Source organism: Pseudomonas fuscovaginae SE-1, from assembly GCF_000364705.1.
Classification (GTDB): Bacteria; Pseudomonadota; Gammaproteobacteria; order Pseudomonadales; family Pseudomonadaceae; genus Aquipseudomonas; species Aquipseudomonas fuscovaginae_A.
This window is the reverse complement of record NZ_AQOH01000139.1, coordinates 30,574-45,553: the sequence shown is the minus strand read 5'-3', so window position 1 is coordinate 45,553 and position 14,980 is coordinate 30,574. Positions and strand designations below refer to the sequence as shown.

Below are 14,980 nucleotides of genomic sequence, written 5' to 3'. Positions count from 1 at the left end.
AATTTCCCACAGGACTGACAAGCAGCCCCCAAAGCGATGGATAGCTCACACCCTGCTGAATCGCATCAGTTACAGCGGTAACACTCCCTCCGTAACATTGCGGTAACACACACGATTGACTTCCCCAGTCCTCCTCACGACTATAGGCGTCCCATTGCCGCCCCTGCGGCGTTAAAGGGCGCAATCCAGGCTTTATAAGCACGACAGAAGAACGTGCGCCTGTATAAATGACGAATCACGCGCGTTACTCGCAGTAATTTGCACGGCGCCTGAAGAGGACTTTTTCATGCCAGACATCACCCTGACCACCTTGCAAAGCCTCAAGCAGAAAGGTGAGAAAATCACCATGCTGACCTGCTATGACGCCACCTTCGCCCAAACCAGCTGCGAGGCCGGTGTCGAAGTGCTGCTGATTGGCGATTCGCTGGGCATGGTTTCCCAAGGGCATGACAGCACCCTGCCAGTGACAGTGGCCGAAGTCGCGTACCACACCGCCTGCGTCAAGCGTGGCAACCAAGGCGCGTTCATCATCGCCGACCTGCCGTTCATGGCCTATGCCACCGTCGAGCAGACCCTGCACAACAGCGCCCAGCTGATGCAGGCCGGCGCCAACATGGTCAAGGTCGAGGGCGCCGCCTGGCTGGCCGAGTCCATTCGCCTGCTGGCCGAGCGCGGCGTACCGGTGTGCGCGCACATGGGCCTGACCCCGCAGTCGGTGAACATCTTCGGTGGCTACAAGGTCCAGGGCCGCGGCGAGGCCCAGGCGCGGCAGATGCGCGCCGACGCCATTGCCCTGGAACAGGCCGGTGCGGCGATGATCCTGCTGGAGTGCGTACCGAGCGACCTGGCGGCGGAAATCACTCAGGCGGTCAAGGTGCCGGTCATCGGCATCGGCGCCGGCAGTGCGACCGACGGCCAGGTGCTGGTGCTGCACGATATGCTCGGCCTCTCCATCAGCGGCCGCGTGCCCAAGTTCGTCAAGAACTTCATGGCCGGCCAGACCAGCATCCAGGCCGCCATCGGCGCCTACGTCAGCGAGGTCAAGGCAGTGACCTTCCCTGGTACCGAACACGGGTTTTCGGCATGAATACAGTAAAGACCGTCCGTGAACTGCGCGCCGCCGTCGCGCGCGCGCGCAGCGAAGGCAAGCGCATCGGTTTCGTGCCGACCATGGGCAACCTGCATGCCGGCCATGCCGCGCTGGTGACCAAGGCCGCGCAACGGGTGGATTTCGTGGTGGCGAGCATCTTCGTCAACCCGCTGCAGTTCGGCGCCAACGAAGACCTCGACAAGTACCCGCGCACCCTCGCCGCCGATCAGGAAAAGCTGCTGGAAGCCGGCTGCCACCTGCTGTTCGCGCCGACAGTGGAAGAGATGTACCCCGACGGCATGGCCGGGCAGACCCGGGTCAGCGTCCCGCAACTGTCCGAAGGCCTGTGCGGCGCCAGCCGGCCGGGGCACTTCGAAGGCGTGGCGACCGTGGTCAGCAAGCTGTTCAACATGGTCCAGCCGGACCTGGCCGTATTCGGCCAGAAGGACTTCCAGCAACTGGCGGTGATTCGCGCCCTGGTGCATGACCTGAACATGCCGATCCAGATCATCGGCGAGCCCACCGTACGGGCTGCCGACGGCCTGGCGCTGTCCTCGCGCAACGGTTTCCTCAGTGAAACCGAGCGTGCCGCCGCCCCAGCCCTGTATCGCAGCCTGAGCCAGATCGCCACGGCCATCGAGCAGGGCGAGCGCGATTATCCGAAACTGCTCGCCGAACAGACCCGGCTGATCGAGGCCGCCGGTTTCCGGCTGGACTATCTGGAAATCCGCCACGCCCTGAACCTGCGCACGGCCACCGTGCAGGACCGCGACTTGGTGATTCTGGTCGCAGCCTTCCTCGGCACCACCCGCCTGATCGACAACCTGCACCTGAACCTCGACACGCCAGCCTGAGCAGCGATTGCCCGAGCCCAAGGCTTCGGGCAAACTGCCGCCGCACGTGGACTTCCATACGGCTTCGGGACTGTTCGCCCGCCCACCGGCAAACCCGGAGAGTGCGAAAAAGTACCGGGAAAAGGTCAGACAAAGCCAAGACAGATGCCAGCGCGAGGTTTACTGTAATCGCGCTGCGTCTCCCAACCGTGCCGACGCAGATTGCCGGACACTGCCAATGACAAGAGCAGGACGATCCGGCGTTTCTGGTGTCCAAAAAAGCCAAATGTCCAAAAGGCAGTTCTCGTAAAAGGAAATCCGCAGCGATGGCGTACTACCGCACTCCTCACGACGTGACCGCTCTGCCCGCCTGGCAGGCGCTGAATCAACACCGCGAAAACATGCACAACTTCAGCATGCGCGAAGCCTTTAATGCCGATCCGCAGCGCTTCAACCAATTCACGCTCAGCAGCTGCGGGTTGTTCCTCGACTACTCCAAGAACCTGATCACCAGCGAGACCCGCGACCTGCTGGTCGGACTGGCCAACGAAGTCGACCTGCAAGGCGCGATCAAGGCGCTGTTCGCCGGCGAACCGGTCAACTCCTCCGAGGCCCGCCCGGCGCTGCACACCGCCCTGCGCCGGCCGGTCGGCGACAAGCTGCTGGTCAACGGCGTCAACGTGATGCCCGACGTGCACAAGGTGCTGAACCAGATCACCGAACTGGTCGGGCGCATCCACGATGGCCTGTGGCGCGGCTACACCGAAAAGCCGATCACCGACGTGGTGAACATCGGTATCGGTGGCTCGTTCCTCGGCCCGGAGCTGGTTTCCGAAGCCCTGCTGTCCTACACCCACAAGGGTGTGCGCTGCCACTACCTGGCGAACATCGACGGCAGCGAGTTCCATGAGCTGTCAGCGAAAATTCGCGCCGAGACCACCCTGTTCATCGTCTCGTCGAAATCCTTCAACACCCTCGAAACCCTGAAGAACGCCCAGGCCGCCCGTTCCTGGTACCTGGCCCAGGGCGGTTCCGAGGCCGAGCTGTACAAGCACTTCATCGCGGTGTCGAGCAACAACGCCGCCGCCGTGGCCTTCGGTATCCGCGAAGAGAACATCTTCCCGATGTGGGACTGGGTGGGTGGCCGCTACTCGCTGTGGTCGGCCATCGGTCTGCCGATCGCCCTGGCCATCGGCATGTCGAACTTCAAGGAACTGCTGTCGGGTGCCTACACCATGGACCAGCACTTCCAGAACGCGCCGTTCGAACAGAACATGCCGGTGCTGCTGGCCCTGCTGGGTGTCTGGTACGGCAACTTCTGGGGCGCGCAGAGCCACGCGATCCTGCCGTACGACCACTACCTGCGCAACATCACCAAGCACCTGCAGCAGTTGGACATGGAGTCCAACGGCAAGAGCGTGCGCCAGGACGGCACGCCAGTGTCGACCGACACCGGCCCGGTGATCTGGGGCGGTGTCGGCTGCAACGGCCAGCACGCCTACCACCAGTTGCTGCACCAGGGCACCCAACTGATCCCCGCCGACTTCATCGTGCCGATCGTCAGCTTCAACCCGGTCGCCGACCACCACCAGTGGCTGTACGCCAACTGCCTGTCGCAGAGCCAGGCGCTGATGCTCGGCAAGACCCGCGCCGAGGCGGAAGCCGAGCTGCGTGAAAAGGGCATGAGCGAAGCCGACGTGCAGAAGCTGGCGCCACACAAGGTGATCCCGGGCAACCGTCCGAGCAACACCCTGGTGGTCGAACGCATCAGCCCACGTCGCCTGGGTGCGCTGGTGGCGATGTACGAGCACAAGGTCTTCGTGCAGAGCGTCATCTGGGGTATCAACGCCTTCGACCAGTGGGGCGTGGAGCTGGGCAAGGAGTTGGGCAAGGGCGTCTACAACCGCCTGACCGGCAGCGAGGAGTCCGCCGCCGAAGACGCCTCGACCCAGGGCCTGATCAACTACTTCCGCGGTCGTCATCGCGGCTGATAGGCACTGTTCCCGGTCAAGCTTCGATCGTTCCCACGCTCCGCGTGGGAACGATCAGCGCTCTGACCGGCCTCTTCGCGGGCAAGCCCTGCTCCTGCAGGTGCGATATTCGGCCTTTTATCCGCTTGAACCCCGCCTCAACAGGGCGCACCCTTGAGTTTGTCGCAGACAAGAACAAGGAATCGCCATGTTCGATATCAGCACATACCCCCAGGCCGAAGCCACCCGCCAGGCCGCCCAACTGAGCCAGGACGACTACCAGCGGCTCTACCGACAATCGATCGACCACCCAGACACCTTCTGGGCCGAACAGGCCAGGCGCTTTCTCGACTGGTTCCGACCCTGGGACACCGTCCGCCACTACGACCTGCACACCGGCCAGGCGCAATGGTTCGGCGGCGCCCAACTGAACGTCAGCTACAACTGCATTGATCGCCACCTCGCCGAACACGGTGACGATACCGCGCTGCTCTGGGAAGGCGACAATCCCGCCGAGTCGGCGCAGATCACCTACCGCAAGCTCCACCATCACGTCTGCCGACTGGCCAACGTGCTGAAACAGCGTGGCGTGAAGAAAGGTGACCGGGTCTGCATCTACATGCCGATGATTCCCGAGGCGGCCTACGCGATGCTCGCCTGCACGCGGATCGGTGCGATCCACTCGGTGGTGTTCGGCGGCTTCTCGCCCGAGGCCCTGCGCGACCGCATCCTCGATGCCGGCTGCCAGACGGTGATCACCGCCGACGAAGGCGTGCGCGGCGGCAAGTACCTCCCGCTCAAGCAGAATGTCGACAAGGCCCTGCAGAGTTGTCCACAGGTCAGCAGCGTGCTGGTGGTGCAGCGCACCGAGAACCCGGTGCCCTGGCTCGAAGGACGTGATCTCTGGTACCACGAGGCCGTACACGGCATCAGCGACGATTGCCCACCCGAACCGATGGACGCCGAGGACCCGCTGTTCATCCTCTACACCTCAGGCAGCACCGGCAAGCCCAAGGGTGTGCTGCACACCACCGGCGGCTATCTGCTGCAGGCGGCGATGACCTTCCGCCATGTCTTCGACTACCGCCCGGGCGAGGTGTTCTGGTGTACCGCCGATGTCGGCTGGGTCACCGGCCATAGCTACATCGTCTATGGCCCACTGGCGAATGGCGCCACCAGCCTGATCTACGAAGGCGTGCCTAACTACCCGAGCAGCTCGCGCTTCTGGCAGGTGGTCGACAAGCACCAGGTGAACATCTTCTACACCGCCCCGACGGCCATCAGGGCACTGATGCGCGAGGGTGCCGAGCCGCTGAAGCACACCTCACGGGCCAGCCTGCGCCTGCTCGGCAGCGTTGGCGAGCCGATCAACCCGGAGGCCTGGGAGTGGTACTTCAACGTGGTCGGCGAGCAACGCTGCCCCATCGTCGATACCTGGTGGCAGACCGAGACCGGCGGCATCATGCTCACCCCGCTGGTCGGCTGCCGGCAGCTCAAGCCCGGCTGCGCCACCCAGCCGATGTTCGGCGTGCAACCGGTGCTGCTGGATGAGCAGGGCCAGGAGATCAGCGGTGCCGGCAGTGGCGTGCTGGCCATCAAGTCGAGCTGGCCCGGCCAGATCCGCAGCGTCTACGGCGATCCGCAGCGCATGGTCGATACCTACTTCAAGCCCTACCCCGGCTACTACTTCACCGGCGACGGCGCGCGCCGCGACGAGGACGGTCATTACTGGATCACCGGGCGGATCGACGACGTGATCAACGTTTCCGGGCACCGCATCGGCACTGCCGAGGTGGAAAGCGCCCTGGTCCTGCATGAAAGCATCGCCGAGGCCGCCGTGGTCGGTTATCCCCATGACCTCAAGGGCCAGGGCATCTATGCCTTCGTCACCCCCATGAAGGGGGTCGAGGCGGACGACGCCCTGAAGAAGACCCTGCTGGCCCATGTCAGCCAGGAAATCGGCAGTTTCGCCAAGCCGGACCTGATCCAGTGGGCGCCAGCGTTGCCCAAGACTCGCTCGGGCAAGATCATGCGGCGCATTCTGCGCAAGATCGCCTGCAATGAACTGGAGAGCCTGGGCGACACCTCGACCCTGGCCGATCCGGGTGTGGTCGAGAACCTGATCGGTCAACGCCTGAACAACCGGCCCTCGTAGCAAAAACTCCTCCCAGCCCCCGTATGACGGGGGCAACGGGCAGGATCGCCCAGCAAAAGGCTGATAGAATCGCCCGCCAATTCCGACCCAAGGCGCGCTCCATGTCTTCCTTGAATCAGGCGCTGCGCGCCGCCCTCGACCAACGCCAGGATCTGCTGGCCGAACTGCATGCCCGGGGCACCGATTGCTACCGGCTGTTCCATGGCAGCCAGGAAGGCGCCGCAGGCCTGACCATCGACCGCTATGGCCCGCAACTGATGGTGCAGAGCTTCCACCAGACGCTGGACCGCGACTCGCTCCTGGCCGCGCAAGCCGCCGTCAACCAGGCCCTGGGCCTGGACACCCTGCTGGTCTACAACGACCGCTCCCGGGGCAATTCGAGGGTCGATCGGGAAGATCCGATCTATCGTGCCGAGGAAAACGCCCTGGTCGACCTGATCGGTCATGAGTGGGGCCTCAACTACCGGGTACGTGGCCGCCATGCCGGGCAGGATCCACTGCTGTTCCTCGACCTGCGCAATGCTCGCGGCTGGGTCAAGCAGCACAGCCGCGGCAAGAGCGTGCTCAACCTGTTCGCCTACACCTGCGGCGTCGGCCTGAGCGCGGCGGCAGGTGGGGCGCGGGAAGTCTGCAATCTCGATTTCGCCGAGGGCAACCTGGCGGTGGGCCGCGAGAACGGCCTGCTCAATCCGGAACTGCCATCCATGCAGTTCGTGCAGTCCGATTATTTCCCGGCCATCCGCCAACTGGCCGGACTGCCGATTGCCCAGCGCCGGGGCCAGAAGCTGCCGAGCTATCCACGCCTGGAACAACGCCAGTACGACCTGGTGCTGCTCGATCCGCCCGCCTGGGCCAAGAGCGCCTTCGGTACCGTCGACCTGCTGCGCGACTACCAGAGCCTGCTCAAGCCCGCGCTGCTGGCCACCGCCGACGATGGCGTGCTGATCTGCTGCAACAACCTGGCGAAGGTCGGCCTCGACGACTGGCGCGACCAGGTGCTGCGCTGTGCGCAAAAGGCCGGTCGCCCGGTGCGCGACTGGCAGGTGCTCAAACCGGCCGCGGACTTCCCCTCCCGGGACGGCCAGCCACCGCTGAAAACGCTGATCCTGCAACTCTAGAAATGACGCCAGAAAACCGGGGGTTGCGAAGAAAAAAGGGGATTGCTTCGCAACCATGAACGCGTGCCATACTCCAAGGCACCTCCGACTGAGAAAGACGACGCATCACATGTCCAAAGGATTGAAACGCGCCCTCGGCGCCTTGCTGACCGTCCTCGCACTGTACACCGTGCTGGGCTTTTTCATCCTGCCGGGCGTGGTGCTGCGCATCGCCAACCAGCAGTTGGCGAACTACGCCACGGTGCCGGCCAAGCTCCAGCGCCTGGAACTCAACCCGTTCAGCCTGGAGGTCACGCTGTGGGGCCTGAACATTGGCGAGCCGGGCAAGGAACAGGTGTCCTTCGAACGCCTGTACGCCAACCTGCAGATCGACAGCCTCTGGACCCACGCCCTGCACCTGGCGGATATCCAGCTCGACAAACCGCACAGCGAAATCGTCTTCAACAAGGACGGTACCCTGAACCTGACGCAGTTGTTCAAGCTGCCCGCCAGCGAGCCGGCTCCGGCCGACCCGAACGCCAAGCCGTTCCCCGTGCGCATCGACCAGATCACCCTGGGCGGCGGCTACGTGCACTTCCAGGACCGGCGTCCCAGCGAGCCCATCGAGTTTCTCTACGACAAGCTCGACCTGCAGTTGAAGAACCTCAGCACCCTGCCCGACGACAGTGCCGACATGGTGCTGGTGGCCGCCGGCCCCGAGGGTGGGCGGATCGACTGGAAAGGCAATTTCAGCCTGACCCCGATCACCTCCGAAGGCTCGCTGAAAGTCACCGATGGCAAGATGAAGCTCTGGTGGCCCTATGTCCGTGACGCTCTGCCGCTGGTGCTGGAAGACGGTCTCCTGAACCTCAGCACCGACTACAAGCTCAGCCTCGCCAAGGAAACCGAGATGCTGCTGAGCAACGCCTCGGTCAGCGTCGCCCCGTTCGCCATCAAGGCCCCCGACGGCCGTCCCCTGGCGCGCCTGGAGCGTCTGGACGTCAGCGAAACCAGCGTCGACCTGGCCAAGCAGCAGGTGGTGGTCGGCAAGATCCACAGCAACAAGCTGGAAACCTGGGCCGCCCGCGAAGCCGATGGCCAGTTGGACTGGCAGAAACTGTTCGCCAGCCAACCAGCCAAGCCCGAGGCGAAGAAACCGCCGCCGGCCACCGCCGATACGCCACCGCCGGCGCCGACCGCGCCGAGCAAGCCCTGGCAGGTCCTGCTCAAGGACGTGCAACTGCGTGACTACCGAGTGCACCTGGCCGACCGGGCGAACAAGACACCAGTGGCACTCGAAGTCGGCCCGTTGAACCTGGACCTGCAGAACTTCGACAGCCTCAACCAGTCGCCCTTCACCCTCAAGCTCGACACCGGGCTGGGCAAACAGGGCAAGGTCCTCGCCAGCGGCCAGGTCAACCTGAACCCCATCAGCGCCAAGCTGAAGGTCAGCACCAAAGACATCGACCTGCGGGTGGCACAGGCCTACGTCGAACCGTTCATCCGACTGGAAGTGCGCAGCGGCATGCTCGGCAGCGACCTCGACGTCAACCTGAAAAGCGCCGAGCCGCTGGCCTTCAGCGTTACCGGCCGGGCCCAGGTCGACCAGATGCACACGCTCGATACCCTCAAGAGCCGCGACTTCGTCAAATGGCAGAAACTGCAGGTCGACGGCCTGAACTACCAGCACGGTGACAGCCTGTCGATCGACAAGGTCAGCCTGTACCAGCCCTACGCACGCTTCATGATCAACGACGACCGCACCACCAACGTCGATGACCTGCTGATCCCGCAGCCGGCTGGTGGCGGCAAGAAGTCGGCGAGCAGATCAGCCCCGTCGGACAGCAAGCCGCTGGGCATTCACATCGGTGGCATTGCCATCAATGACGGCTCGGCCAACTTCGCCGACTTCAGCCTGACCCCCAACTTCGCCACCGCCATCCAGCAGCTCAACGGCCAGATCGGCACCATCGACAGCCGCCAGGCAAAGCCGGCGGATGTCGACGTCAAGGGCAAGGTCGATCGTTATGCACCGGTGACCATCAAGGGCGCGCTGAACCCCTTCGACCCGATGGCCAGCCTGGATATCGCCACCAGCTTCAAGCGTGTCGAGCTGACCACCCTGACCCCCTACTCCGGCAAGTTCGCCGGCTATCGGATCCGCAAGGGCCGACTCAACCTCGACCTGCACTACCTGATCACCAAGGGCCAGCTCAAGGCCGAGAACAAGCTGGTGGTCGAGCAGTTGCAGTTGGGTGAAAAAGTCGACAGCCCGGATGCCGTCGACCTGCCGATCAAGCTGGCCATCGCCCTGCTCAAGGACACCGACGGAAAGATCTCCATCGAACTGCCGGTTTCCGGCGACCTGAACAGCCCGCAGTTCAGCGTGATGCCGATCGTCTGGCAGACGTTGCGCAACCTGATCCTGCGCGCGGCCACCGCCCCCTTCAAGTTCATCGGCGGGCTGATTGCCGGTGGCGATGCCCAGGACCTGAGTAACGTGTCGTTCGAACCGGGCTCCAGCGACCTGAGCAAGGAGGCCGAGTCATCGCTGACCAAACTGGCGGCGGCCCTCAAGGAACGCCCCAACCTGCGCCTGGAAATCGAAGGTACCAGCGCCCAGAGCAGCGACGGCATGCTGATTGCCCAGCAGCGCCTGGAGCGCGAGTACCAGGCGACCTACTACAAGATGCTCCAGCGCCGCGGCGACAAGGTCCCGGCCCTGGCGGCGCAGTTGCAAGTGCCGGAAGACGAGAAGGCGCCGATGCTGGAGGGCATCTACCGCAACCTGATCAAACAGCAGCCACCGGCCGAATGGGCGCAGTTGAGCCGCGACGAGCGTACCGCCAGACTGCGCGATGCCGTGCTCAAGAACTGGAGCGGCAACGCCGTGCTGTTGCGCAAGCTCGGCCAGGATCGGGCCAGCAGCATCAAGGACTTCCTCGTGGACAAGGGGCAGTTGGCAGACGATCGTGTGTACTTCATCGACGCCGCGCTCGGCCAGGCCGAGAACGATGGGCGCGTCATCACTCCAATGCATCTGGATAGCGAATGACCATGGGAAAACGCCTCATCATCAATCTGGCGCTCATCCTGTCGATGGCCGGCCAGGCCCAGGCCACCACCCTGCGCTGCGAGAAAGGCCTGATCAGCTACGGCGACAGCACCTACGACGTGACCACCAAGTGCGGCACACCGGTGGCGGTGATCGACAAGGGCTACATCGAGATACGCCATGGCAACCGCCGGGACGGGGTCAAGGTCGAAGAGTGGATCTACACGCCCAGTGGCGGCATGAGACAGTCCCTACGCTTCGAGGGAGGCCAGTTGGTGGATATCCGCAGCAGTCGCGGCCCTTGAGCCGCGGCCGATCCTCAGGGTCCATTCGCGGGCAAGCCCACACCACAAGGTATTGATCCCGTGGGAGATTCTAGGGTTCGGCGCAAGATTTGAGGGTTTCTTCGCGGCGGTCCGCCGTTTCGGTGAAGCCTGCGCCCACAAGACGGGCTGCAGGTCCAGCCACTTTCGAATTTCAGATGGGGTATTTCTCAACGAGTCCTGCTGGGCTCTGTCTTGGCAGTAACTGACCAGTTCGACCTTGGCGACATCGACGCCGATGATGAACCTGCCTGATCGCATTGCCATCACCTGAACTCCCACGGCATGGTTTCTGTGCTCGGAGGGGTTTCACCAAGAGGCGCTGGCTTGTATCTATCGTCGCTTGTGAACGATGCATTCCTTATCGGCGCTTTGGTGGAAGAGGTGGGGCGAGATCTCCCACCGTCTGTACTGCTCGCGACAGTCAGAATCGGCTTTGTCGTCCCCCTTCGAGTCTCCATCGTACAAGCGGGCTTGTCCGCGAAGCTTTTGAAAATCCCCCAACAAATAGAACAGGCCCCGACGCACTACGTCGGGGCCTGTAATGGTCACATCCCTGTGACCTGTCGCATGAACCTCGAGGCTCAGCGGATGGACCACAGACTCATCCACTGCTCCCGACTGCCGGCTCCGGCGAAACTCTCCGTAATCACTCGGTTTTCAGGGCTTCGGCGGTAACGCCTTTCACACCCTTGATGTTCTTGGCGATGTGCACCGCGGTTTCCTTCTGGGCAGCGGTCACCTTGGTCTCCGAGGACAGCGACACGACGCCCTTCTCGGTTTCGACCTTGATGTCGCTGCCAGGAATGCCTTTTTCGGTCAGCAGGTCGGCTTTGACCTTGGTGGTAATCCAGGTATCGGAGGTCTCTTCCTTGGCCTTGGTGACTTCACCGGCGGCGATCATCATCGGCTTGGACGCCTGAGCCTGTTCAGCCGCGAAGGCAGCGTTGGCCAGGGTCAGAGTCAGAGCGGTGGCAGCTGCGGTAGCGAAAGCGAACTTTTTCATATGAGTCACTCCTGTTCTTCTGGAAAATCTGCGCCGTGTCCTGGCAGCAGGGTTATCCTGAATATTGCAGGCGCTGTGCCAACTTAAATTGAAAAATAAGTTATTTAAAATCAATAGGTTACGTAGATATCTCAAAAAGCGCTTCGTGCAGATTGCATGATCGGTCGCCGGACGGCCATGCAAGTTGCAGATCGCAGGTAAAAGTAAACAGCCCGGCGATCGAGACTCCTCGCCTCAAGCCGACCCACCGCCGCCCCAGCCCCCTGTCGTTGAGTTTTCGCAGACTATCGGCAAATCGCCAAACAACTTGTTACATTGGCCGCCCACCACTCAAGGAAGCAGTACGTGAAATACGAAGATGTACGCGAGCCAGCCCTGGCCAACCCTGACAGATATCGCTTCTGGCCCCGCGTGGGAATGGCCATCCTCGCCATGCTGGTCTTTCTCGGTACCCAGATTGGAGTCATCCTTGCCTCGGGCCAGAGCCAGGTGAGCAGCCTTGAAATGCTGAGCATGCATGCCGCGACCGCCGTTCTGCTGTCATTGCTGGCATGGCTCCAGTTCAAGTCAGCAGGCGGCTTGAGAGCCCTGGCGGGCCATGACCTGAAGAAAGGCCTGAAAACCTTTTTCCCGATGCTGCTGCTTGCCTACCTGACGCTCTCGATACTGGACATCGGCCTGGGGCTCGGTCGAGAAGACTTCATGATTGGATTCTTCCAGGGTTTGACGCCCCTGCAGGTCATGGCATGCCTGGTCATGCTCGTGCTTTTTCCACCAATCTCGGAGGAACTGCTTTTTCGGCATTTCCTGATGCGCCTGTTCCCACTGAACCGACGTTTCTGGCAAGCGGTCGCCGTGGCGGTTTCAAGCGGGATCTTCGTAGCCATGCACACACAGTACGAACACTGGCCAACGCTGGTGTTGATCGGCGCGCTGGGGGTGATCCTGTCGGTCGCCAGGATCCAAAGTGGAGGGCTTCTGCTGCCGCTGGTCTTGCATAGCTTGGCAGAAGTGGTCGGCATGAGCGCTGACTGGCTGCTGGCCCAGTTCACCTGATTCGTGCCAATCGCCAACAGCGGTTGCTCGTCCATGGCCGGCGATGATTTTTCCGCGGCCAATAAAAATGCCAGTCAGTTGGACTGACTGGCATTCATTCCCAAAGGATGTGCTGTTTCCAGCGTCAAGCCAACGGGCGAATTAAACGCCCGATGCCTTGGCGGCAGCGACGTCCTTGATGGACAGCTTGATACGACCGCGGTTGTCCACGTCCAATACCAGCACTTCAACTTCCTGGCCTTCCTTCAGAATGTCGGTGACCTTCTCCACGCGAGCGTCGCTCAGCATCGAGATGTGCACCAGACCGTCCTTGCCCGGCAGGATGTTGACGAACGCACCGAAGTCGACGATGCGCTCTACCTTGCCCAGGTAGATCTTGCCGATCTCGGCTTCCGCGGTGATGCTCAGGACGCGCTGGCGAGCGGCCTCGGCCGCTTCCTTGGTTTCACCGAAGATCTTGATCGAGCCGTCGTCTTCGATATCGATCGAAGCCTTGGTTTCTTCGCAGATCGCACGGATGGTCGCGCCGCCTTTACCGATCACGTCGCGGATCTTGTCGGTGTCGATCTTCATCGAGATCATGGTCGGGGCGTTGGCGGACAGCTCGCTGCGGGACTGGCCAATCACCTGGTTCATCTGGCCGAGGATGTTCAAGCGCGCTTCCAGGGCCTGGCCCAGGGCGATTTCCATGATCTCTTCGGTGATGCCCTTGATCTTGATGTCCATCTGCAGCGCGGTGACGCCCTTGGCGGTACCGGCTACCTTGAAGTCCATGTCGCCCAGGTGGTCTTCGTCACCCAGGATGTCGGTCAGGACGGCGAACTTGTCGCCTTCCTTCACCAAGCCCATGGCGATGCCGGCCACTGGCGCCTTCATCGGTACACCGGCGTCCATCAGGGCCAGGGAAGCACCGCAGACCGAAGCCATGGAGCTGGAACCGTTGGATTCGGTGATTTCCGATACCACACGGATGGTGTACGGGAATTCGCTGTCGCTTGGCAACATGGCCTGGACCGAACGACGGGCCAGACGACCGTGGCCGATTTCACGACGGCCAGCGCCGCCCATGCGACCACACTCGCCGACCGAGAACGGTGGGAAGTTGTAGTGCAGCATGAAAGCGTCTTTCTTTTCGCCTTCCAGGGTGTCCAGCAGTTGCGCGTCACGGGCGGTACCCAGCGTGGCAACGACCAGGGCCTGGGTTTCGCCACGGGTGAACAGGGCCGAACCGTGAGTCTTGGACAGAACGCCGACTTCGATGTTCAACGGACGTACGGTGCGGTTGTCGCGACCGTCGATACGTGGCTTGCCGTTGACGATGTTCTCGCGAACGGTGCGGTATTCGATTTCGCCGAAAGCGGCTTTGACTTCACCGGCCGAAGGCTGGCCTTCCTCGCCCGACAGCCTGGCCACGACCTGATCGCGCAGTTCGTCCAGGCGCGCATAACGCTCGGCCTTGACGGTGATGGTGTAGGCCTGGGAGATCGCTTCGCCGAACTCGGCACGGATAGCGCCCAGCAGTTCGCTGGCTTCGGCCTGCGGAGCCCAGCTCCAGGCCGGCTTGGCGGCTTCGGCAGCCAGTTCCTTGACGGCCTGGATCACGGCCTGGAATTCGTCGTGGGCGAACAATACGGCGCCCAGCATCTGGTCTTCGGTCAGTTCCTTGGCTTCCGACTCAACCATCAGTACCGCTTCGGCGGTACCGGCCACGACCATGTCCAGGCTCGAGGCCTTCAGTTGTTCGTAGGTCGGGTTCAGCAGGTAGCCGGTGCTTTCGTGGAAAGCCACGCGAGCGGCGCCGATCGGGCCGTCGAAAGGGATACCGGAGATGGCCAGCGCAGCCGAGGTACCGATCATCGCCGCGATGTCCGGATCGGTCTTCTTGCTGGTGGAAACGACGGTGCAGACAACCTGCACTTCGTTCATGAAGCCTTCGGGGAACAGCGGGCGGATCGGACGGTCGATCAGGCGCGAGGTCAGGGTCTCTTTCTCGGAAGGACGGCCTTCACGCTTGAAAAAGCCGCCAGGGATCTTGCCGGCAGCGTAGGTCTTTTCCTGGTAGTGCACGGACAGGGGGAAGAAACCCTTGCCCGGATCGGCTTGCTTGGCGCCGACGACGGTCACCAACACGCTGACGTCGTCGTCAACGGTGACCAGCACCGCGCCGGAGGCCTGGCGAGCGATGCGACCAGTCTCGAGGGTTACGGTCGACTGACCGAACTGGAATTTTTTGATTACCGGGTTCACGGTGTCCTACCTTCTTTGTGGCTCTTGGGGGAACTGGCTTCTTGCGAAATCACTTGGTCAGCACCGGACATCGGCCCGGTTCTGGATCATTACGAAAACAGCCTGCGGGGCAGCTTTCGTAATGATCCGGCACTCCAGATAAAACTTG

10 protein-coding genes are annotated in these 14,980 nt (G+C 62.5%); 8 read left to right on the top strand and 2 right to left on the bottom strand.

Annotation, left to right across the window (positions count from 1 at the left end; translation table 11 throughout):
- Nucleotides 1–286 precede the first annotated feature (286 nt).
- The 7 genes from panB to K675_RS0114035 all read left to right on the top strand — a co-directional run bounded on the left by panB (nucleotide 287) and on the right by K675_RS0114035 (nucleotide 10,505).
- Nucleotides 287–1,087, top strand: a complete 801-nt coding sequence (gene panB, locus K675_RS0114065) for a 3-methyl-2-oxobutanoate hydroxymethyltransferase (RefSeq protein ID WP_017904148.1) — start codon at nucleotides 287–289, stop codon at nucleotides 1,085–1,087.
- Nucleotides 1,084–1,944: a pantoate--beta-alanine ligase gene (panC, locus tag K675_RS0114060; RefSeq protein WP_017904147.1), complete on the top strand. Its 861-nt coding sequence runs from the start codon at nucleotides 1,084–1,086 to the stop codon at nucleotides 1,942–1,944. Before panB ends, panC begins: the two co-directional genes overlap by 4 nt.
- Nucleotides 1,945–2,249: 305 nt before the next feature.
- Nucleotides 2,250–3,914, top strand: coding sequence for a glucose-6-phosphate isomerase (pgi, locus tag K675_RS0114055; protein WP_017904146.1), 1,665 nt, complete (start codon nucleotides 2,250–2,252; stop codon nucleotides 3,912–3,914).
- A gap of 187 nt (nucleotides 3,915–4,101) precedes the next feature.
- Nucleotides 4,102–6,048 (top strand): acetate--CoA ligase, encoded by a 1,947-nt coding sequence (gene acs / locus K675_RS0114050; RefSeq protein WP_017904145.1) that lies wholly within the window; start codon nucleotides 4,102–4,104, stop codon nucleotides 6,046–6,048.
- Nucleotides 6,049–6,149: 101 nt separating this feature from the next.
- Nucleotides 6,150–7,166, top strand: a complete 1,017-nt coding sequence (locus K675_RS0114045; RefSeq protein WP_017904144.1) for a class I SAM-dependent rRNA methyltransferase — start codon at nucleotides 6,150–6,152, stop codon at nucleotides 7,164–7,166.
- 109 nt (nucleotides 7,167–7,275) lie between these two features.
- Nucleotides 7,276–10,200, top strand: coding sequence for a DUF748 domain-containing protein (locus K675_RS0114040; RefSeq protein ID WP_017904143.1), 2,925 nt, complete (start codon nucleotides 7,276–7,278; stop codon nucleotides 10,198–10,200).
- A gap of 2 nt (nucleotides 10,201–10,202) precedes the next feature.
- On the top strand, nucleotides 10,203–10,505 hold the full coding sequence (locus tag K675_RS0114035) for a DUF2845 domain-containing protein (RefSeq protein ID WP_026145185.1): 303 nt from the start codon (nucleotides 10,203–10,205) through the stop codon (nucleotides 10,503–10,505).
- A gap of 667 nt (nucleotides 10,506–11,172) precedes the next feature.
- On the opposite strand, the gene K675_RS0114025 is transcribed toward K675_RS0114035, so the two are convergent.
- On the bottom strand, nucleotides 11,173–11,529 hold the full coding sequence (locus K675_RS0114025) for a BON domain-containing protein (protein WP_017904140.1): 357 nt from the start codon (nucleotides 11,527–11,529) through the stop codon (nucleotides 11,173–11,175).
- A gap of 345 nt (nucleotides 11,530–11,874) precedes the next feature.
- On the opposite strand from K675_RS0114025, the gene K675_RS0114020 reads away from it, so the two are divergent.
- On the top strand, nucleotides 11,875–12,585 hold the full coding sequence (locus tag K675_RS0114020) for a CPBP family intramembrane glutamic endopeptidase (RefSeq protein ID WP_017904139.1): 711 nt from the start codon (nucleotides 11,875–11,877) through the stop codon (nucleotides 12,583–12,585).
- A gap of 141 nt (nucleotides 12,586–12,726) precedes the next feature.
- Here K675_RS0114020 and pnp read toward each other — a convergent pair whose 3' ends face one another.
- Complete coding sequence (pnp, locus tag K675_RS0114015) at nucleotides 12,727–14,832, bottom strand: polyribonucleotide nucleotidyltransferase (RefSeq protein ID WP_017904138.1); 2,106 nt, start codon at nucleotides 14,830–14,832, stop codon at nucleotides 12,727–12,729.
- Nucleotides 14,833–14,980: the final 148 nt, after the last annotated feature.

Coding starts and splice junctions, on each gene's coding strand:
- K675_RS0114035 (WP_026145185.1), top strand. CDS start 10,203: ATGGGAAAACGCCTCATCATCAATCTGGCGCTCATCCTGTCGATGGCC.
- K675_RS0114045 (WP_017904144.1), top strand. CDS start 6,150: ATGTCTTCCTTGAATCAGGCGCTGCGCGCCGCCCTCGACCAACGCCAG.
- pgi (WP_017904146.1), top strand. CDS start 2,250: ATGGCGTACTACCGCACTCCTCACGACGTGACCGCTCTGCCCGCCTGG.
- K675_RS0114040 (WP_017904143.1), top strand. CDS start 7,276: ATGTCCAAAGGATTGAAACGCGCCCTCGGCGCCTTGCTGACCGTCCTC.
- panC (WP_017904147.1), top strand. CDS start 1,084: ATGAATACAGTAAAGACCGTCCGTGAACTGCGCGCCGCCGTCGCGCGC.
- panB (WP_017904148.1), top strand. CDS start 287: ATGCCAGACATCACCCTGACCACCTTGCAAAGCCTCAAGCAGAAAGGT.
- acs (WP_017904145.1), top strand. CDS start 4,102: ATGTTCGATATCAGCACATACCCCCAGGCCGAAGCCACCCGCCAGGCC.
- K675_RS0114025 (WP_017904140.1), bottom strand. CDS start 11,529: ATGAAAAAGTTCGCTTTCGCTACCGCAGCTGCCACCGCTCTGACTCTG.